The organism is Pseudomonas sp. FSO-7, from assembly GCF_059579345.1.
Genome location: NZ_CM184193.1, coordinates 3,979,673 through 3,997,753, shown reverse-complemented (window position 1 = coordinate 3,997,753; position 18,081 = coordinate 3,979,673). Strand labels below are relative to the sequence as shown.

Below are 18,081 nucleotides of genomic sequence, written 5' to 3'. Positions count from 1 at the left end.
AAATGCTGGATTGTAAAAGCTGGTTATTCCGCTGTCCGGTGCAAGAGCAGAGGATAGCGCCATCGACGCGATCACCGCTTCGAGCCCAAACAACACGGAGTACGTCATGTCTGAGAACGCGATCAAACTTTATCGCCACCCGTTGTCGGGTCACGCCCATCGTGTCGAGCTGATGCTCTCGCTGCTGGGGCTGCCGACCGAGCTGGTATTCGTGGACTTGATGAAAGGCGAGCACAAGACCCCGGAGTTTCTCGCCATCAACAGCTTTGGCCAGGTGCCGGTGATCGATGACAACGGTGTTGTGCTGGCCGACTCGAACGCGATCCTGGTCTACCTCGCGGCCAAATACGGCAAGGGCCAATGGCTGCCCAGTGATCCGCTCGCCCAGGCCCGGGTACAGCGCTGGCTTTCGGTGGCGGCGGGGCAGATCAACCTGGGGCCGGCCAACGCTCGATTGATCACCGTGTTCGGCGCCGGTTATGACGCCGAAGACGCCATCAAGCGTTCCCATGCCCTGTTGAAGGTGATGGAGACGGAGCTGGGGCGAAGCCGATTCCTGGCCGGTGAGCAACCGACCATCGCCGATGTGGCCGCGTACACCTACGTGTCCCATGCACCGGAAGGCAACGTCGCGCTGACCGACTACCCGAACGTCCGGGCTTGGTTGGGCAGCATCGAAGCCCTGCCGAATTTCGTCGGCATGCAGCGTACCGCCAAAGGCTTGCAGCAAGCCTGATCCAAACCGCAGGTGCTTGCCGGGAGGCCTCTTCCGGCAAACTTTCAGGCGTAACCGGCACGTCTTTTCAATCTCCCCCAACCCAGGCTGGATCGCCCATGGATCGCTTTCAGGAAATGCATATTTTCATGGCGGTTGCCGAGGAGGAAGGGTTCGCCGCTGCCGCCCGCCGCCTGCGCATTTCGCCACCGAGCGTGACACGGGCCATTGCGGCCATGGAAGAACGGATCGGCACCCAGCTGTTGTCTCGCACCACCCGCAATGTGCACCTGACCGAAGCGGGGCAACGCTACCTGGAAGATTGCCGACGGATCCTGAGTGAACTCGAAGAGGCCGAAGAGGCCGCCGCCGGCAGCTACTCGGTCCCCTGCGGGTATCTGACGGTCACCGCGCCGGTGCTGTTTGGCGAGTTGTACATCGCGCCTTTGCTGACGGATTACCTGGATCAATTTCCCTCGGTACACCTCAACGCCTTGTTGGTCGATCGCGTGGTGAATATCGCCGACGAGGGCATCGATGTAGCGATCCGCATCGGCCATTTGCAAGAAAACAATCAGCATGCCATCAAGGTCGGTGAGGTACGCCAAGTGATTTGCGGCGCCCCGGCCTATTTCCAGCGCCATGGACGGCCGACTCATCCTGGCGAGTTGAGCAAGGCCAATATCGTGATGTCTTCGGCCAGTCATTTGCTGAGCCACTGGCAGTTCATGGACGACGCAAATTCATTGAACCTGCGCGTTGATCCTCGCCTGGTGGTGACCGCGAATCAGGCCGCGATCAATATCGCCCGCCAGGGCTGGGGCGTTACCCGGGTATTGTCCTATCAAGTGGCCCGGCAGGTCGCCGAGGGTGAACTGGAAGTGGTGCTCAAGGCCTTCGAACCACCGGCATTGCCGATCCACGTGGTGTATCAGAAAAGCAACCGAGTACCGGCCAAGGTGCGCACGTTCGTGGACTTCCTCGCGGATCGGCTGGGAGACGACGTCACGCTCAAACCTGTCGTAAAAGGCACCGGCTGATGGCGCGCCACCAGGAAATGCTGATCTTCCACGCGCTGTCGCAGTGCCCCAGTCTCGCCTCGGCCGCCCAGCGCCTCAACGTCTCCGGACCCACCGTGATGCGTGCGGTCGCTCGGCTGGAGGCGCGACTGGGTGTGCAGTTACTGTCACGAAGCACGCGCGGGGTGGCGCTGACGGAAGCCGGGGTCGGCTTCATGGCCGATTGTTCACGCATTCTCAAGGCCGTCGACGAGGCTGAAGCATCGGCCAAGGGCTGGCATGTCCAGGCGCAGGGCAATTTGACGATTCTGTTGCCCGCGTTGTTCAGCCGTTATGTCATGGCCCCGGTGTTGGCCGGCTACATGGATCACTTCCCCGAGATCAGGGTATTGGCCCACTACCATGATCGTTTCCCGAACATGCATGAGGAGGGGCTGGATGTCGCGGTGCTGGTGGGGCCTCTACCCAGTTGCTCATTGATCGCGCGACCTGTCGGCAGCGTTCGCTCGCTGGTCTGCGCCAGTCCTGGTTACCTGGCGATGCACGGTGAGCCGATTGTGCCGCGGGATCTGCACGATCATCGACTGATCGCCACGCAGGCCAACCAGGATTGGGTCCAGTGGTCGTTCCAACAGCAGGGAGAGGCCAATGGCTTGAAAGCACGCACGCGGCTCAGTTGCACCACGCTACAGGCGGCCATCGACGCTGCGGCTCATGGGGCCGGGGTGACGCGCTGCTTGAGCTATCCGTTGTACGACTATCTGAGCAGCGGACGCTTGCGCAGGGTCTTGCAAGCCTATGAGCCGCCCTCGCTGCCGGTGCATGTGGTCTACCGTGAACGACGCAAGGCGCCAATGCGCGTGCGCAGTTTCGTGGACTACATCGTCGAGCACCTGCGCGCGAACCCGGCCCTGCGAGCGGATAGCGCTTGATGGTCAGCGCACGCTTGGGCCTGGATCCCACGGCGCACCCGCCCTGGCGCTTCGCCGTAGATTTCCTTGAATTTCTTGCTGAACGCAGCCTGGGATTGGTAGCCGACCTGTACGGCAATATCGCTCAGCCCCAGGTGTGAGTGGCTGAGCAGGCTGAAGGCCAACTCCATCCGCACTTGCGTCAACAGCACCCACGGCGAGACGCCGGCCAGCTTGACGAATGCGCGCATGAAATTGGCCCGGGACATGCTCGCGAGGTCCGCCAGGCCTTGAATGGTCCACTCGTGCGCCGGGTCCGCCAGCATCGCTTGCCAGGCCCGGCCCAGGCGCTTGTCGCCGAGCAGGGCCAGCGAGCCGCTGTCCTGGCCATGGCTCGCCAGGTGCGCACGCAGAATCAGAGTGAACAGGGCCTGGGACAAGGCGTCGAGCAAGAAGCGAGCGCCGGGCTGGTCCCCATCCGCTTCCCCGCGAAGGATCTCCACCAGCGCCGGCAATGGCCCGTTGGCCGGTAATGCGCCGCTGGGAATCACCAGGTATTCGGGCAGGGCGCTGAACAGCAACGAAGCCCGGTTGAAGTGAAAACCACCGCAAAGCATGTCCAGCTCCGCGCTGGCACCGCCAATACGATGAATCGGCAGGGTGCCTCCGGTCACGATCCGGGGTGAGGTCGGCGTCACCGTTTTCCCAGGGCTGTGCATGAGGTGCGGGGCGCCTCGCGGCAGGAGCAGGATGTCACCGGCGCGCATGGGCAAGCGCTGCCCATCGGCAAACTCGACGCGGCATTCGCCGGCCAGCACGATGTGATAGGGCGCCGTACCCAGGGCTTGTTGCCCGTGATCCAGGGCCCAGTCGCCCTGGAACTGACAGCGCAGGTCCAGGCTGCCGCGAACGTTGGCCAGGCTGATGAGTTTATCGATCGCATTCATTTGAGCGTTTCGCCAAAAAAACTGAGCGGATTGAGCAAAACCGAGTGGCGCCAGGGTGAAAAACTGAGGGCGTCAAAACAGTACACCCAACCCACTCAGGAGTTAATGCCATGTTCAATAACTGGTCCGAATTGTTGCCCACCATCCAGAAAGCGTTTGGCGCGCTGGGCCGCAGTAACCCGAAAATGGTCAAGGCCTATATGGCCCTCGGGGAAGCCGCCAGCGAAAACAATGTGCTCGATGCCAAGACCCGCGAGCTGATCTCGATCGCCATCGCCGTGACCACTCGTTGCGATGGCTGTATCGCGGCCCACACGGATGCGGCGATCAAGGCGGGAGCGAGTCGTGAGGAGGTCGCTGCAGCCCTGGCAACCGCGATCTCGTTGAATGCGGGGGCTGCCTATATCTACTCGCTGCGGTCGCTTGAGGCGTATGACATGCTGAAAAAGCCGGCGTGATTCGTAGGATTGGTATGCATATCCGTTGCTGCGGTAGCGGCCGCTGACGGTTCCGCTCTTTCAGCGGGTCACTTTTGGAAGAGCCGGGAGCCGGACCAGCCAAAAGTAACCAAAAACGCTTTTGCCCCACCACTCGGTGCCTCGCTTAGGCTCGGCATGCCTGAACGAAGGCATCGTGGTTAACGGGGCGTCCGAGATCAACGTCCACCACGAGGCGGCCTGATAGCCGACCTGGTTCTTGGTGGGACCGCGTTTCTCCTGTGGGAGCGGGCTTGCTCGCGAAGCGGAGGGTCAGTTTTCGGTGATGGTGGATGTGCGGGCCCCATCGCGAGCAAGCTCGCTCCCACAGGTGATCTTGGGTGTTCATGAATCTTGTGTTCACCGCAGGCCGACTGTGGGAGCGAGCCTGCTCGCGAAGGCGGTGGGTCAGTTTATATGGATGTTTGGATGTGGACCACTTCGCGAGCAGGCTCGCTCCCACAGGAGAGACGCGGTCTCACCAAGAACCAGGTCGGCTATCAGGCCGCCTCACCGCCAGTGGCCGTTACCGCAGCAACGGATATACACACCAAAAAAACGACGCCTCTCTGAACGGAAAATCAAAACCCCGCAAACAGCATTACAACGCCCCCGGGACTTTTAGTGCTACCCGGTGCGATTGTTTCATGTGGCGCAATCAAGTCATGAGATTCCTGGGCATTCTCTAAAAACCGCCCACCAGTGAAACTGATCCCAGAAGCGATCGACCGTTTCGGGCCGTCGCAGCGTTCTCCATCCTCCAGGAGATTTCCCATGAACGACGTTACCTGCCCCGGCAACCTCTGGCCGGACACCGCTGTCGCGATTCACCCAGAGCACGAAAGTGGATTCCTGCTACCCCAGTTGATGGGCGCCCTGGCCAACGAGTCCGTAGCGCCTGTTTCGAACGACCTGTGCCAACAACACACAGGCGGCGTATTGCTGGCGAAGGCTGGCGCTTTTGTAATGCGGGCTCTGAGGCGAATACCGATCAGCTAACGTAGGACCTGTGGCCTGATGACCACCACCGAATAACCGATCACCTGAGTGGCAGAAAGAGCTCCGTAACGGCTTCGTTCTCGGCAACGTCCGGAAAGAACGTCATGCGCTGGCAGTAGAGCGGGAAATCTCCCGGCTCTGCACCGCTGGCCGGCAGCCAGTTCCTGTACAAGTACAGCGCGGCGGGCTCGAGGTTGTCTGCGCCCCCTTCGACCCGCAGCACTGCACAACGCCCGGCGGGGATACTACCGGCCTTGATCGCTTCGTCGTTCGGCACGATGGGCTGCTCCGTCCCTGCGCATAGATCCAGGCGATAGTCTTCTGGTGGCGTCGTGCGCGGGTCAGTGTGGAATACATTGAACGTCGAACTGATCGGCGGGATCAGGCCGACTCTCCGCCGCCAGGCAATGAAGCGTTGGAGGGTCGTCCCGATCGTCGAGGGATCGCCTCGGTGTTCCATGATGGCGACGGGTGTGGCGGGAACCGTACGGATCTGCACGTCGCTGGGCTGATAGGGCGGGGGCATGAGACGGTTCCTCGCAGTGTGCAATGGCGTGAACGTGGTGTTCCAACGCTGCCAGTCTGGAGACGCGCGGAAGTTCGAGGGTTGTTGCCCCACGCGCAATCGAAATGCACGGGCAAAGGCGTCAGGCGCTGCGTAACCGGCATCCATGGCGATCCCGGTAATCGTTTCATGTTCGCGAAACGCCAGTTTGTAGGAGGCACGTTTCATTCGAGCGAGCTGGACATAGCGGTTCAAGGGCAAACTGAACGTCGCCATGAACTGCCGGTGAAAATGGTATTTCGAAAAAGCCGCAACGCCGCTCAACGTATCCAGGTCCAGGCAGTCATCAAGATGCTCGTCGATGTAATCGAGCACCTTCTGCATCCGGGACGGGTAGTGCTTTTGTATGTCGGTCATGGTTTTCCCCCGTTGAGAACACCAGCATGAGGTCGACAAGCAAAATGCGCTCGACCGATCTTGCTAACTTGAGCGCCCCGCCTGGTGACAGGCCATGCATTACGTCTTGGCCGGCGAGTCGATCAGCCGGCAAGTCCCCAGGAAATAAAGCGCACCACCGGCAACAATGAAGAGGGCGAGCATGTAGAAGATGTGGTGAGGCGGCTGCGTCGCCAATACCAGCCCACACAGCACCGGTCCGGAGGCGGCGCCGAGGTTGCCAAGATTTTGCGCAGCGTAGTACATGCCTCGCAAGTGGTCGGGCGCGATGTTGTCGATGAACATGTATTCGGCGGGGAAGACGATGATCTCGCCGAGCGTGAACACCGCCATGGCAATCACCCAGAGCACGAGGGTATCGGCCAGGGCAAAGCCGGCCAACCCGAGGATGAATAGACCTAGCCCCGCCGCCAGCCACAGGTTCAGATGATGTTGAGAGATTCTTCGGCCAATTGCGTATTGCAGGCTGATCACCATCAGCGCGTTGGTCGTCACAATGGCGCTGATGGTGCGGTAGGTGAACTCCGCTGTTGTCGTGACCACCAGGTACTGCGAGAGATAGGCCGTGAACTGGCCGAAGACCACCGCGCTGAGCAGCCCGCCGAGGGTGAAGCACACTAAGCGGTAATCCCGGAGCAGAAGCTTGCCCACGGCTAAAAAGGGCACGTGTTTGTGGCCTGTGTCGACGACCGCCAGGTCCCTGTCGCCCCAGATGAAATACACCAGGCAGAACCCGGCACCCAGCATGCCGGACAACAGGAATGGCAGGCTGATGTCCAGCTTGGCCATCCCCGCCCCAAGAAACGGCCCAACGGCATAGCCGATGTTGGTCAGCGTGTATTTGATCGAGAACGCTTCGCTGCGATCGGCGACTGTGAGCACGCTGCCAAATCCTGCCTTGACCGCGATATCGATAACGGCATAAGCCAGGTTGATCAGTATCAGGCAGCCATAGAACAGCCAGAGCTCGCGAGCCAGAAACGCTCCGAGAAACCCCGCCGTGAACAGGCCGCTGAACCCCAGGATGAGTCGGTGGCTGGACATGTTGTCCACCAGAAAGCCGCCGTAGAGGCTCAACAGGGAACCGATGATCAACGTGCTGCCGATCACCAGGCCGATGTCGGCAACGTTCAATCCAAAGCTGTCCGACAGGTAGATGACCAGGTAGGGCAGTGTGATTGCCCGGGCCAGCGTCAAGATGAGTGACGCTGAAAGCAGCAAATTGATTGCCGTGGGATAACGTTTAAGGGTGGCGAGCATCCTTGCCTCATACGACCGGAGATGTTTGGGGGCCAGCGTCGTCTCGCGGACGAATTCGCAGCTGCCAAGTTTACTGAGGAATCCAGTTCTGATTTATGATGTTTTTTCTCATATTGATTGAATCCAGTTCATGAATGAAGGATGTCCATGTTTTCCTCGGAGCGATTGAAGGGCATCGATGTATTCGTCTGCGTCGCCGAAACCGGCAGCTTCAAGGCCGCCGCTGAGCGGATGAATCTCACGGGGTCCGCCATCAGTAAAAGCGTTGCTCGCTTGGAGAGCCGGCTCGGCGTTCGGCTGTTCGAACGTACGACTCGACGTGTTTCGCTGACCGATGCAGGGAGCGCTTTCCTTCGCACCTGCACCGGCGTGCTGGCCGACCTCGAAGAGGCCGAGCTGTCGCTACAGGCTGAAAACGCCGAGCCCCGTGGCAGGGTTCGGATCGACCTTCCCGGCGCTTTCGGTCGTTCCCAGGTGCTGCCTATCGTCTTGCGATGCCTGGAGCAATACCCGCAACTGGCCCCGCACATTTCGTTCTCCGACGGTTTCATCGACGCCGTGCAAGAAGGCGTGGACATCGTTATCCGTTTGGGAGGCGCAGAGGTTTGGCCGGACACGTTGGGGCATCGGTACCTTGGCAGCGAATGGCATATTTTCTGCGCATCACCTGCGTATCTGGCCAGGCATGGCACGCCCCTGACTGACTTTGACCTGGAGCAGCACCGGTGCATCGCCTACGGTTGGCGGGATGGAAATGTCAGCCCCTGGAATTTCGCCGGGCGCCACCGGGGCGAAACGGTCAGGAAACAGGTGTCGCCAACGCTGGTGGTGGGCGATGGCGAGGGCTTGGTGGTTGCGGTATTGGCGGGGTACGGTATTGCCCAATTGCCGTCCTGGTTGGTCCAACGGCAACTGGACGAAGGAACATTGGTTGAAGTGCTGCCCCAGCTGGCAACCGATGGGATGACGATCAGTCTTGCCTGGCAGAAAAGCCGTGAGACGCTGCCCAAGGTCGCTGCTTTATTGGACGTGCTGACGGCCAGTTTGGCTCAGGCGGTAGGTGAGCGGGTGCAACGGTCGCTCTAGAGGTTTTCTCATTTTCCTGCCCCTGGCCAAGCCTCGGCGGCTAAGACTCACGCCCAGACGCTTGATGCCTGGCCTGTCGCGTTTCGGTACCAACGACCAGCCAGATGCCGATCCCGGACACCGCCATCCCCACCACCATCTGCCAGGAAAGCGGTTCGTCGAACATGGCCCAGGCCCAGAGCATCGTAATGGGCGGGCTGAGGTACAGGACGCTGGCGACCCGGGTGGCCTTCGCGCGGCGCAGGCACAGCCAATAGAGCCCGTAGCCGCCCATCGTCGACAAACCCGCGGTCCACAAGACACTCAGCGCGAAGCCTGTGCTGGGCAGCGGGGCGAGGCTGCCATGGGCGCCTTCGACTAGGGCGAAGGCCAGGCCCGACACGCAACACTGCAGCCACAGGTTGGGCAGCAGGCCCAGGGATTGTTCGGCGGGCAGGTATTTCTGCCACAGGGTTGCGATAGCGAGCGAGAGCATGCCCAGCAGCGGCAGGCCATAGGCCCATAAGGGCGCGTTGCCCCACGCCAGCGCGCCTTGGGTCACCAGCATGACGCCGAACAAGCCGATGAGCAGGCCGGCCCAGACCTGCCAGGCCAGGCGTTGTCGGAGTACGGCTGCGGCCAGCAGCGCCAGGCCCATCGGCAGCAGGTCGGCGACCAGCGCGGCCAAACCCGCCGGTACACCCAGGGCGATGCCTTGGGTGATGCCGCCCAGGTAGCCCGCCATCGCCAGGAGGCCGATGCTGGCGTTCTTCAACAGCACGACGGGCGGGGTCCGGCGTAGCGGCCTGGCGACGAAGGGAAGCAGGACGAGCGTGACCACGACGCATCGCCAGAACACCACCAGCAGGGCCGGCGCGTAATCGATGGAGAAGCGCGCGCCGACGAAGCCGGAACTCCACGACACAAGCAATGCCGCTTCGAGCAACGGCAATGGAATCAGCCAGTACCAGGCGGACCGGGGCAGGGAAGTGCAGGTCATCGATTTATTCGGGTTCATGACCCCAGGCTACGAAACCCGGCTAATCTAATAAATCAAAATGTAATGCATAAGTTGTTCACGAAGATTGAATCATGACGGCCATACTCGATATCGACTTGATACGTACTTTTCATGCGGTGGCGCGAATCGGGAAATTCAGTGCGGCGGCAGAGCAATTGCACAAAAGCCCGGCGGCGGTCAGCGTGCATATCCAGCGTCTGGAGGCGGTCGCTGGCGGGCGGTTGCTCAACCGGGACAATCAATCGGTATCCCTCACTGCGTTGGGCAAGCGTTTGCTCGTGGCAACGACGGAGCTGCTGAGCACCCATGACCGAGTGCTGGCCGACCTGCACGGAACCCGTTTGGCGGGACGCATCACCTTGGGGGTGCCGGATGAGTACGCAGACCATGTCATCCGCGACATCCTCCCGACCTTCGCCGCCGCGTGGCCCAACGTGGTGCTGGAACTCAAGACCGCGCCAAGCTATGCGCTACGGGACCTGGTGCAGCGCGGCAAGCTCCAGGCGGCGGTCGTTGCCCAACCGAAGGGGCAGGCGAATGCGCAGGTACAAGTGCTGGTGTCCACCACACCGGTCTGGGTCGGGCCGGCCCACACGACGGCGGCTTCGATGGAGCCGCTGCCGCTGGCGGTGCATGCGGCGCAGTGCCCTTATCGGCAAGCGATGATGGAGGCCCTCAGGCAAAGCGGGCGCAAGACCCGCATCGTCCTGGAAAGCCCCTCCAACCAGGCCGTCAAGGCCTGCGTGGAGGCTGGATTGGCAATCAGCCTGATAGACCGTGCGCGGGTGACGGATGCCATGCGGATCCTGGAAGGCCTGCCAGTGATCGCGGAGCATGAGGTGGTGTTCATGCGAGCCCAGGCTTCACAGGGTGATGAAGCCGTGAGCCTGCTTGCCCGTGCCATGCAACAGTACTTCCGGCTGTAGAACCGGTCTGGGGACTGCTGCGCAGTCCAGCGGGAGCAAGCTCCCTCGCCACGGGGTTTCGTCCGTACTCAAAAATGAAGTCGAACGCTGTTTTTGTGGCGAGGGAGCTTGCTCCCGCTGGGCTGCGCAGCCAGCCCCAAGATCAGCCCCAATGACCGGTCAAGCCGACAACGGCGGCGTCCGAGGCGGGATCAGGCGCTTGGAGCCAATCGCCTCGAACGCCGACGCCAGTTGCAACAGCTTCGAATCATCATAGGCACGCCCGGCGAATGTCAGCCCGACGGGCATGCCGATGTCCGCCATGACGCCCATTGGCACGGTGACAGTGGGCACGCCCAGGTGGCGGATGGCGAGGTTGCCGTTGGCGACCCAGACCCCGTTGCTCCAGGCGATATCGGCAGATTCCGGATTGATATCTGCATCTGCCGGCCCGACGTCGGCGACGGTCGGGAAGATCACCGCGTCCAGGCCCAGCCGCTCCATCCAGTCTTCCAGATCGATTCGGCGTGTGGCTTCAAGGCCCCGCAGCCCGTCGGGCAGTGTGGGGATCTGGTCCCAAGGCGTAATGCCGCGTTGGGCCATCTTCACGTACTCATCCATGCCGGCGGCCAGATCGTCCTCCCGGTTGGGCAGGGTGCCCGGATCGTGGGGGAAGATTTTCGGTCCGTCGACGTCGGCCAGGCGGTTCAACGTCGGATCACCGTTGGCCCGCAGGAAATCATCGAATGCCCAGGCCGACAGATCCCACAACTCATGGTGCAGGAATTCCTTGGAAACCAGGCCGCGGGTGAACACCGTCGGTGCGCCGGGACGGTCGCCCTCGCAGTTGGACACCAGCGGGAAATCCACCTCGATCACTTCGGCGCCACAAGCCTCCAGGGCCTTGCGAGCTTGTTCCCAAAGGTCGATCACCGAGGCGCGTGTGACGATTCGCTGCCCGGTCGGGCCGCCGATGCCGGGGGCCTCGGCCGTGCCAGCTTCAGGGTCAGCGTTGATGTACATCCGTGGCACGCCGAACCGAATGCCGGCCAGCGCCGCCGGGTGGCTGGCAAGGCTCGGATACGAGGCGGGACGAACCGAGTCGACGCTCGGAATCGGCACCCAGGGTTGCAGGCGCCACAGGTCGCCACGGGTGTCCGGGTCCTCGGCGACCACCACGTCCAGCACTTCGAGCAGGTCGGCCATGGTCCTGGCGTAGGGCACGACGACGTCCATCGTCGGCGTCAACGGCCAGTTGCCCCGCACCGAAATCACCCCACGCGACGGCGTGTAGGCGCACAGGCCGTTGTTCGACGCCGGGCCGCGTCCGCTCGACCAGGTTTCTTCGGCAAGGCCGAACGCCGCGAAACTGGCGGCGGTTGCCGTGCCCGCACCGTTCGAGGAGCCGGAGGCAAAGGGCGCGGTGAGGTAGTCACCGTTGTACGGGCTCTCCGCACGGCCATACACCCCGCGCTGCATCCCGCCGTTGGCCATGGGCGGCATGTTGGTCTTGCCCAGGCAGATCGCCCCGGCGGCGCGCAGCCGTTCGATGGTGAACGCATCGCGATAGGCCACCAGGTCCTTGAACGCCGGGCTGCCGGACGCGGCGGTGAGCCCCTTGACCAGATAACTGTCCTTGGCCGTATAGGGAATGCCGTCGAGTGGGCCGAGGGTCTGGCCGTTAGCCCGACGGGCATCGCTGGCCTGCGCCTCCTTCAGCGCATCCGGGTTGCGCACCACCACCGCGTTGAGGGCGGTGGGCGTGTCGGGGCCGTCGTAGGCATCGATCCTGGCGAGGTAGGCCTGGACAAGCGCTACCGCCGTGGTCTGGCCCGATTCCAGCGCGGCGCGCAGTTGGGCAATGGAAACTTCGGTGATGTCGATCATGCAGTTACCGCCGCGGTAGAAGGATGACGGGGTGTCCGGGTCCATTGACGTCGGGGCCTGGCGCTTCAGGTCATCTCAAGGTGGATATTTATCGGGTTTTGCCTACTGTACTACGGAAGAACGAACAAGGGCAGCCCAGGTTTGATCGGACTATTTCTCAAGCGTGCGCAAACTTCCCATCTTCAGACTTCGTTAAGAAACGGCCTCGATACTTCTCCCCAATAGCCCGAGGGAGAACGTTGCGCCATGCCCGATTCTGACTGGAACATCCACTTGCCGCTGGCCTTTGGTGACGCTGGGCTGCCGGCTCGTCACTTGCACCGAGCCTTGCCGGGACAACCCCGGCGGGCTGAGTTCGAAGCGTTCATCCTGCGGCGTTTTCGCCAGGTCCACGGCGCCGATATCCGACACTTCATGCCGGAGCTGTTCGGGCTCGACGATGTCCACGGCGCGCTCTGCGCAGCGGCTGGCGTGCGCCGGGCCGCCCAAGGGCCGCTGTTCCTCGAACGTTATCTGGACAACCCCATCGAGCCTTTGATCAGCGCCGCCGCCGACCGGCCAGTGGACCGCGCCGCCATCGTCGAGGTCGGCAACCTGGCCGCCAGTGACACGGGCAGCGCCCGGCTGAGCATCATCGCGATCACTTATCTGTTGGCCATGGGCGGCCTGGAGTGGGTTGCGTTCACCGGCAACGTCGGCCTGGTCAACAGCTTCCACCGCCTGGGCCTCAAGCCCGTGACCCTGTGCCCGGCCGACCCGCAACGCCTCGGCGAGGACCGTCACTTCTGGGGCCGTTACTACGAAAGCCAGCCGTGGGTGCATGTCGGAAACATCCGCGCCGGTTTCATTCATCTGCGCAATACCGGCTTGTTCAATCGACTGGGACTGCCGACGGACCTCGGAGAGACCAGCCATGTCGCCTGAGATGGAACGGTTCAAACGCACCTTGCGTGGGCATGCCGAACGCAGGGGCCACGCTATTGCGTTGTGGGGCGACGGTTCGCAGCTCGACTACGCAACGCTTTATTCCGAAGTGGTGTACCGCCAGCAACGCCTGCGCGATGAACACATCAGCGTTGTCGCCCTGGCTCTGGACAACGGCATCGAAGCGATGCTCTGGGACCTTGCCGCGCTGTTCGAAGGGCTGGCCTGCGTCATCCTGCCTGGCTTTTTCAGCCTGGCTCAACGTCGCCACTGCCTGGAGCAGAGCCAGGCCGAGCGAGTGATTGCCGAGCCTGCGTTCGAAGGGGAACTGCAAGCCGCCGGTTACCAGCACAGTGGCGAGTTCTGGCGCCGGCATTTCGACGGGCCGAGTCGTCTGCCGGCAGGCACCGCCAAGCTGACGTTCACCTCCGGCACCACCGGCACACCCAAAGGCGTCTGCCTGAGCGCCGACAGCCTGTTGCGGGTGGCCCGTGAACTGGAGCAGGCCAGCCAACCGGTCGAGGCCAGGCATCACTTGGCATTGCTGCCCCTGGCGATTCTGCTGGAGAACCTTGGCTGCTACGCGGCGCTGTATGCCGGCGCGATGCTGAGGCATACCGACTGTCGATTGGCGCTGAGGCCAAACAGCGGCTGAGTGTGTGAGAGACCGATAATCAGTTCAAGGCACTTCGCACTGAATGCTGCAAAGACATTGAGCTAAATCAACAAGGTTTAAGTGAGCCAATGTGGGGGACATTGGGACGAGCCATGCAGTTGACAAAGATCAGAGTGGGCAGAGGGTGTTGCCAGATACTCGAGCCAGTTGTTAGACGTTTTTCCTGTCGCGCTTAACGTACCCCCGAAGAGGCCACCATACGCGCCACTCGGATGAGCAAATAACCAGTGGATGTACGCGGCATGATCAAGGCGCCCGGCGCAAGGTGTTTGCCGATCCTGGTTTTCCTGACGCTTCAGAAACCCAGGCTCATGCCGATTCAGTGGGGATGGCTACACTTCTGGTAATTGCAAAGGCGCGCCATTCCCGCCACGGAAGACTGATCATGATGAAAGACTCTGCGTTCCAATCGCTCGGTTGCGCCGAGTGCCGTAGCCATGAGGCGCTGGGGTTTGACTTCACCATGGCCTTCCAGCCGATCTTCAACGTCCGAACGCGCACCGCATTTGCCTATGAGGCGTTGGTCAGGGGCGTCAATGGCGAGTCGGCAGGCTACATCCTGGGGTTGGTGAACGATGGCAACCGCTACCGATTCGATCAGGCATGCCGCGTGAAGGCTATCGAAGAAGCAGCGAGACTGGGCATTCTGGACATCCCCAATTGCTTGCTGAGCATTAACTTTCTGCCCAACGCGGTGTACCGGCCCGAGACCTGTATCCGGGCCACACTGGAAGCCGCGCGCCTGACAAATTTCCCGCCAGACAGGATCATGTTCGAAGTCACCGAAGGCGAAAGGGTGGACGACCCGGATCATCTCAAAGCCATTTTCGCGGAGTATGAGCGTCAAGGCTTCACGACCGCCATTGACGATTTCGGTTCTGGCTATTCGGGCCTTAACCTGCTGGCCATGTTCCAGCCCCAAGTGCTGAAGATTGATATGGCGTTGACCCGTGCTATCGATCAAGACCCCGTCAAACAAGCGATCGTTGAAGGCATCATTCTGGTCGCCAGGCGCCTGGGGATTCTGGTCATTGCCGAAGGTGTCGAGACCCGTGAAGAAAGCTCAATGCTTCTAGGCATGGGGATTGAGCTGATGCAGGGGTATTTATACGCAAGGCCTGAGGTCGGTCGTCTTGCGGTTGGGCGCTTCGATGAGTCTGCTGCGCGCGAGGCCTGACTGCTTTCTCTGCTGTGCTGGAGCCAGTGCGCGCTGACAGATCGCTCTGTGAGGCAGACTACCCCGATACCGGATCATGACAGCAGACACACAGCTTGTTGCCGTCGAGGTCCCGAAAGTAGGCGCCGTAATAGTCGGGGTGGTAGTGAGGTCTCAAGCCCGGTGCTCCCTCACACGTTCCGCCCAGCGCCAAGGCTGTTGCATGGCTGCTCCTGACGATCTCTCGGCTCGGCGCCAGTAGCGCCACCATCTGACCGTTACCGGGCGCGTTTGCCTTGCCGTCGAAGGGCTTTCCAATCACGAAAATCGGCCGGGGAGAAGTTTCTGAAACCCAGCCAGCCCAACCTTTGGCAGCGTCGCAAAATTTCAACTTGAGACCCAGAGCGGTCATGATCTTTGAGTAGAAATCCAAGGCGCGGTCAAAGTCGGCGATACCTAAAAAGACATGAGAGAGCATGATGACTCACCATTTTGCCTATGAGAGCGAAGGAGTTTGGCGCGAAACGATAGACGGTGAAAGGGCTAGCTACGGCGCAATCACCCACACGCTGCACGGCAGCTTGTCCAGCAGCTCTTTCACGGCGCTAACGTCAGAACGGCCCCAGCTTGAGCGGGTACTGGACGACGATATACAGCCGGTCGATGTCATCGCCGCCCTGGCTGCTGTTGGCGCGATGGGTGACATGGGACAGTTGCAGCGACAGGTCCTTGGCCGGGCCTGATTGCACGATGTAGTGCAGGTCCAGGTCGCGCTCCCAATGGCGTCCGCCGTTCCCTTGTTGTGGATGGTAGTCGCCGGTGTCGCTATCGAACGGGTTGTAGGCACCGCCTTGGGGGGCATGGCTGCCGTCGATTCCGCGTCCAGTCACATAGCGGGCCATGAAGCTCAGGCCGGGGATGCCCAAGGTGCCCAGGTCAAGGTCGTAGCGCGCTTGCCATGAGCGCTCGCCGGGGCCGTTGAAGTCGGCATATTTGATCGAGTTGGCCAGGTAGATGGAGTCGCCGCCGACGAAATCGAAGGGCGTGTCGCCGTTGATTTTCTGATAGGCCAGGGTGAACGCCTGGGCATTGAGCCGGTATTTGCCACTCAGGCTATAGGCTGTTGTGTCGATGGCCCCGGCGTTGGCCTTGCCGTAGTCGCGGGTGTGGTAGAGGTTGCCGTCGAGGAACAGATCGCCAAGGGTGGCATGCAGGTTGGCGTAGTGCTGGCGCCAGGTGTCACTCAGTTCGGAGGCATAGAGCGCACCGCCCAGGGCTTGGCCGGTGAGCAGATCGGCGCCGATGAAGTCGATGGCGCCGTGGCGCGTCGTCGCCCCGTAACCGGAAAAGTCACCCTTGCCGGTCGAGGCGTCCTGATTCTTGAACGCGCTGAAGTGACCCGCCTGCAGGTCCACCCCTTCGAACTCGCGGCTGGTGACCAGCAGGCCGCTGGCGTATTCCGGTTGCAGGCGCTTGTCTGCGGTGTCGAATACCGGACTTTCCACGGTCATTTCGCCGATGGCCAGGGTGGTGCGTGAGGCGTTGAGTTTCAGCGCGCCACCCGCGCTGGAATACTGGTCTTCGCTTCGCCCGTCCTCATCCAAGGGCAATAATCCCGTCCCGGAGTGGCCCTTGCCGCCGTCCAGCTTCAACCCCAGGAAACCATGGGCATCGATGCCTACGCCGAGCGTGCCGGGGGTGAAACCGGACTCGAACGAGGCGATGAAGCCCTGGGCCCATTCCTGTTTGTAGCTTTTGCCGGCCGGGGTCGGGGAGCGATAGTCATTGTTGAGGTAGAAGTTGCGGCTGAGGACTTCCAGCGTTGCCCCGTCGAGAAAGCCAGGCGTGTTTGGCGCGAGTTCCGCGGCCATTGCCGGAGCGGCGCTGCCTGTGAGCAGGGCAAGCAGCCAGAGCGGCTTCAGAGCGACGGTTGAATGGTGGGGTGCAGGCAACATGCTTCATTTCCATGTGAAATTGGCGGGCAATGCCCGACGCACTGTACGGTGGGGCAGCAGCTTCCCGCTTGAGAAACAGATCTGGGCAGAGGGCTTCATTCTTGGGCGCAGGGCGCGAGCGTGCGAGTTAAACGTTGTTAATTGCGTTCACCGGCCGGGCAGGGCACGGCCCCATTCAGCTCATGGCTGCAATTTTCGCGGCGTGGGCGGGTGCATGATCGAGTGAAGTCCAATAGCGGTGCTGATGACACAGGCGTTGCCTCACTGCTGGAGACCATTTGTCAATCAGCTAGCCTGCGCATTCTTGACATCAAACGGCCTTAAGCAAATACTCACACCCATATTCATATAGATGACTAGATAACAAGGTGAATAAGGTCGATGAAATCTCTCTCCAGCGATGCCCGCCTGCCGCTTTACCAACGTTTGCGCGACCAATTGGCTGAGCAGATCGCCCATAATCGCTGGCGTCCGGGGGAGGCGATTCCTACCGAGGCTGCACTTTCGTCGGAGTATCAGTTGTCGACCGGCACGGTGCGCAAGGCCATCGACGCGTTGGTCAGCGAAGGCATCCTGGAGCGTCAGCAGGGGCGCGGCACCTTCATTCGTCGACCGCAGTTTCAATCGTCGCTGTTCCGCTTCTTCCGATTTCAAAGCGCCTCAGGCGAACGCCGGGTTCCCGAGAGCCGGATCTTGTCCGTGGAACCGGTGGTCGCGCCTTCGGCGGTGGCCCAGGCGCTGGGCCTGCCGGTGGAAGCGCCGGTGATTCGCCTGGTGCGGGTGCGTCTGCTGGAAGTGAAGCCGGTGCTCGCCGAAGAAATCTGGTTGCCCCGTAGCCGCTTCCAAGCCTTGCTCGAAATCGACCTGAGTCAAAAAGGCCCGTTGCTTTACCCCATCTATGAAGAGGTCTGCGGCCAGGTCGTCGCCTATGCCGAAGAAACCCTCACCGCCGAATCAGTGAATGAGGTGCACGCAAGATTGCTGCAGGTGCCGGTCAACAGCCCGGTGGTGGTGATCGAGCGCCTGGCGCGGGACTACGCCGGCAATCCTCTGGAGTGGCGACGCTCCCGTGGGCATGCCGAGCACTTCCGCTACAGCGTGGAAATCCGCTGACGCGGCCCGGCTAGGGGCGTCCAGCGGCGAGTCGGTCGCCGCTGTCTTTATTGTTTTGTTTGCCATGACTGGCCCTGTAGCGGCGCGGTTC

General features: G+C 61.6%; 17 protein-coding genes and 1 pseudogene. 11 read left to right on the top strand and 7 right to left on the bottom strand.

What is annotated here, in order from left to right; genetic code table 11:
- Positions 1-106 precede the first annotated feature (106 nt).
- The 3 genes from AC515T_RS17210 to AC515T_RS17200 all read left to right on the top strand — a co-directional run bounded on the left by AC515T_RS17210 (position 107) and on the right by AC515T_RS17200 (position 2,666).
- Positions 107-736 carry a glutathione S-transferase family protein gene (locus tag AC515T_RS17210; RefSeq protein WP_496529316.1) on the top strand — a complete coding sequence of 210 codons (630 nt, stop codon included), beginning with the start codon at positions 107-109 and terminating at the stop codon, positions 734-736.
- 98 nt (positions 737-834) lie between these two features.
- Positions 835-1,755: a LysR family transcriptional regulator gene (locus tag AC515T_RS17205; RefSeq protein ID WP_496529315.1), complete on the top strand. Its 921-nt coding sequence runs from the start codon at positions 835-837 to the stop codon at positions 1,753-1,755.
- Positions 1,755-2,666, top strand: a complete 912-nt coding sequence (locus AC515T_RS17200; protein ID WP_496529314.1) for a LysR family transcriptional regulator — start codon at positions 1,755-1,757, stop codon at positions 2,664-2,666. Before AC515T_RS17205 ends, AC515T_RS17200 begins: the two co-directional genes overlap by 1 nt.
- Here the strand turns inward: AC515T_RS17200 and AC515T_RS17195 are convergent.
- Complete coding sequence (locus tag AC515T_RS17195; protein ID WP_496529313.1) at positions 2,612-3,592, bottom strand: AraC family transcriptional regulator; 981 nt, start codon at positions 3,590-3,592, stop codon at positions 2,612-2,614. The genes AC515T_RS17200 and AC515T_RS17195 overlap by 55 nt on opposite strands.
- A 110-nt stretch (positions 3,593-3,702) precedes the next feature.
- Between AC515T_RS17195 and AC515T_RS17190 the strand changes: the two genes are divergently transcribed.
- Positions 3,703-4,050: a carboxymuconolactone decarboxylase family protein gene (locus AC515T_RS17190; RefSeq protein ID WP_496529312.1), complete on the top strand. Its 348-nt coding sequence runs from the start codon at positions 3,703-3,705 to the stop codon at positions 4,048-4,050.
- Positions 4,051-4,842: 792 nt separating this feature from the next.
- Positions 4,843-5,067 (top strand): hypothetical protein, encoded by a 225-nt coding sequence (locus AC515T_RS17185; protein ID WP_496529311.1) that lies wholly within the window; start codon positions 4,843-4,845, stop codon positions 5,065-5,067.
- Between the two features lie 40 nt (positions 5,068-5,107).
- On the opposite strand, the gene AC515T_RS17180 is transcribed toward AC515T_RS17185, so the two are convergent.
- Positions 5,108-5,989, bottom strand: coding sequence for an AraC family transcriptional regulator (locus AC515T_RS17180; RefSeq protein WP_496529310.1), 882 nt, complete (start codon positions 5,987-5,989; stop codon positions 5,108-5,110).
- Positions 5,990-6,088: 99 nt separating this feature from the next.
- On the bottom strand, positions 6,089-7,288 hold the full coding sequence (locus AC515T_RS17175; protein ID WP_496529309.1) for an MFS transporter: 1,200 nt from the start codon (positions 7,286-7,288) through the stop codon (positions 6,089-6,091).
- Between the two features lie 147 nt (positions 7,289-7,435).
- Here AC515T_RS17175 and AC515T_RS17170 point away from each other — a divergent pair, with 147 nt between their 5' ends.
- Positions 7,436-8,374 carry a LysR family transcriptional regulator gene (locus tag AC515T_RS17170; protein ID WP_496533153.1) on the top strand — a complete coding sequence of 313 codons (939 nt, stop codon included), beginning with the start codon at positions 7,436-7,438 and terminating at the stop codon, positions 8,372-8,374.
- 40 nt (positions 8,375-8,414) lie between these two features.
- Here the strand turns inward: AC515T_RS17170 and AC515T_RS17165 are convergent, their stop codons facing one another.
- Entirely contained in the window at positions 8,415-9,371 is a 957-nt protein-coding gene (locus AC515T_RS17165) for a DMT family transporter (RefSeq protein ID WP_496529308.1), read from the bottom strand.
- Positions 9,372-9,445: 74 nt separating this feature from the next.
- Between AC515T_RS17165 and AC515T_RS17160 the strand changes: the two genes are divergently transcribed.
- Positions 9,446-10,300 (top strand): LysR family transcriptional regulator, encoded by an 855-nt coding sequence (locus tag AC515T_RS17160; protein WP_496529307.1) that lies wholly within the window; start codon positions 9,446-9,448, stop codon positions 10,298-10,300.
- Between the two features lie 159 nt (positions 10,301-10,459).
- On the opposite strand, the gene AC515T_RS17155 is transcribed toward AC515T_RS17160, so the two are convergent.
- Positions 10,460-12,166 carry an amidase gene (locus tag AC515T_RS17155; protein ID WP_496533152.1) on the bottom strand — a complete coding sequence of 569 codons (1,707 nt, stop codon included), beginning with the start codon at positions 12,164-12,166 and terminating at the stop codon, positions 10,460-10,462.
- Between the two features lie 246 nt (positions 12,167-12,412).
- Between AC515T_RS17155 and AC515T_RS17150 the strand changes: the two genes are divergently transcribed.
- The 3 genes and pseudogenes from AC515T_RS17150 (at position 12,413) to AC515T_RS17140 (ending at position 14,943) form a co-directional block, all read left to right on the top strand.
- Positions 12,413-13,090, top strand: a complete 678-nt coding sequence (locus tag AC515T_RS17150) for a thermostable hemolysin (RefSeq protein ID WP_496529306.1) — start codon at positions 12,413-12,415, stop codon at positions 13,088-13,090.
- A pseudogene (locus AC515T_RS17145) lies at positions 13,080-13,700 on the top strand (AMP-binding protein); the annotation flags it as partial. The gene AC515T_RS17150 and the pseudogene AC515T_RS17145, both read left to right, overlap by 11 nt.
- 451 nt (positions 13,701-14,151) lie before the next feature.
- A complete protein-coding gene (locus tag AC515T_RS17140; protein ID WP_496529305.1) occupies positions 14,152-14,943 on the top strand; it encodes an EAL domain-containing protein in 792 nt (263 codons plus the stop codon).
- Between the two features lie 58 nt (positions 14,944-15,001).
- On the opposite strand, the gene AC515T_RS17135 is transcribed toward AC515T_RS17140, so the two are convergent.
- On the bottom strand, positions 15,002-15,400 hold the full coding sequence (locus tag AC515T_RS17135) for a VOC family protein (RefSeq protein WP_496529304.1): 399 nt from the start codon (positions 15,398-15,400) through the stop codon (positions 15,002-15,004).
- A 133-nt stretch (positions 15,401-15,533) separates the two neighbouring features.
- Positions 15,534-16,877, bottom strand: a complete 1,344-nt coding sequence (locus AC515T_RS17130) for an OprD family porin (RefSeq protein ID WP_496529303.1) — start codon at positions 16,875-16,877, stop codon at positions 15,534-15,536.
- Positions 16,878-17,258: 381 nt separating this feature from the next.
- Between AC515T_RS17130 and AC515T_RS17125 the strand changes: the two genes are divergently transcribed.
- Positions 17,259-17,990: a GntR family transcriptional regulator gene (locus AC515T_RS17125; protein ID WP_496529302.1), complete on the top strand. Its 732-nt coding sequence runs from the start codon at positions 17,259-17,261 to the stop codon at positions 17,988-17,990.
- The last annotated feature ends 91 nt before the right edge of the window (positions 17,991-18,081 follow it).

What these genes read in the sequence shown, in the direction of transcription:
- AC515T_RS17210 (WP_496529316.1), top strand. Translation starts at nt 107, where the DNA reads ATGTCTGAGAACGCGATCAAACTTTATCGCCACCCGTTGTCGGGTCAC.
- AC515T_RS17205 (WP_496529315.1), top strand. Translation starts at nt 835, where the DNA reads ATGGATCGCTTTCAGGAAATGCATATTTTCATGGCGGTTGCCGAGGAG.
- AC515T_RS17200 (WP_496529314.1), top strand. Translation starts at nt 1,755, where the DNA reads ATGGCGCGCCACCAGGAAATGCTGATCTTCCACGCGCTGTCGCAGTGC.
- AC515T_RS17195 (WP_496529313.1), bottom strand. Translation starts at nt 3,592, where the DNA reads ATGAATGCGATCGATAAACTCATCAGCCTGGCCAACGTTCGCGGCAGC.
- AC515T_RS17190 (WP_496529312.1), top strand. Translation starts at nt 3,703, where the DNA reads ATGTTCAATAACTGGTCCGAATTGTTGCCCACCATCCAGAAAGCGTTT.
- AC515T_RS17185 (WP_496529311.1), top strand. Translation starts at nt 4,843, where the DNA reads ATGAACGACGTTACCTGCCCCGGCAACCTCTGGCCGGACACCGCTGTC.
- AC515T_RS17180 (WP_496529310.1), bottom strand. Translation starts at nt 5,989, where the DNA reads ATGACCGACATACAAAAGCACTACCCGTCCCGGATGCAGAAGGTGCTC.
- AC515T_RS17175 (WP_496529309.1), bottom strand. Translation starts at nt 7,288, where the DNA reads ATGCTCGCCACCCTTAAACGTTATCCCACGGCAATCAATTTGCTGCTT.
- AC515T_RS17170 (WP_496533153.1), top strand. Translation starts at nt 7,436, where the DNA reads ATGTTTTCCTCGGAGCGATTGAAGGGCATCGATGTATTCGTCTGCGTC.
- AC515T_RS17165 (WP_496529308.1), bottom strand. Translation starts at nt 9,371, where the DNA reads ATGAACCCGAATAAATCGATGACCTGCACTTCCCTGCCCCGGTCCGCC.
- AC515T_RS17160 (WP_496529307.1), top strand. Translation starts at nt 9,446, where the DNA reads ATGACGGCCATACTCGATATCGACTTGATACGTACTTTTCATGCGGTG.
- AC515T_RS17155 (WP_496533152.1), bottom strand. Translation starts at nt 12,166, where the DNA reads ATGATCGACATCACCGAAGTTTCCATTGCCCAACTGCGCGCCGCGCTG.
- AC515T_RS17150 (WP_496529306.1), top strand. Translation starts at nt 12,413, where the DNA reads ATGCCCGATTCTGACTGGAACATCCACTTGCCGCTGGCCTTTGGTGAC.
- AC515T_RS17140 (WP_496529305.1), top strand. Translation starts at nt 14,152, where the DNA reads ATGATGAAAGACTCTGCGTTCCAATCGCTCGGTTGCGCCGAGTGCCGT.
- AC515T_RS17135 (WP_496529304.1), bottom strand. Translation starts at nt 15,400, where the DNA reads ATGCTCTCTCATGTCTTTTTAGGTATCGCCGACTTTGACCGCGCCTTG.
- AC515T_RS17130 (WP_496529303.1), bottom strand. Translation starts at nt 16,877, where the DNA reads ATGTTGCCTGCACCCCACCATTCAACCGTCGCTCTGAAGCCGCTCTGG.
- AC515T_RS17125 (WP_496529302.1), top strand. Translation starts at nt 17,259, where the DNA reads ATGAAATCTCTCTCCAGCGATGCCCGCCTGCCGCTTTACCAACGTTTG.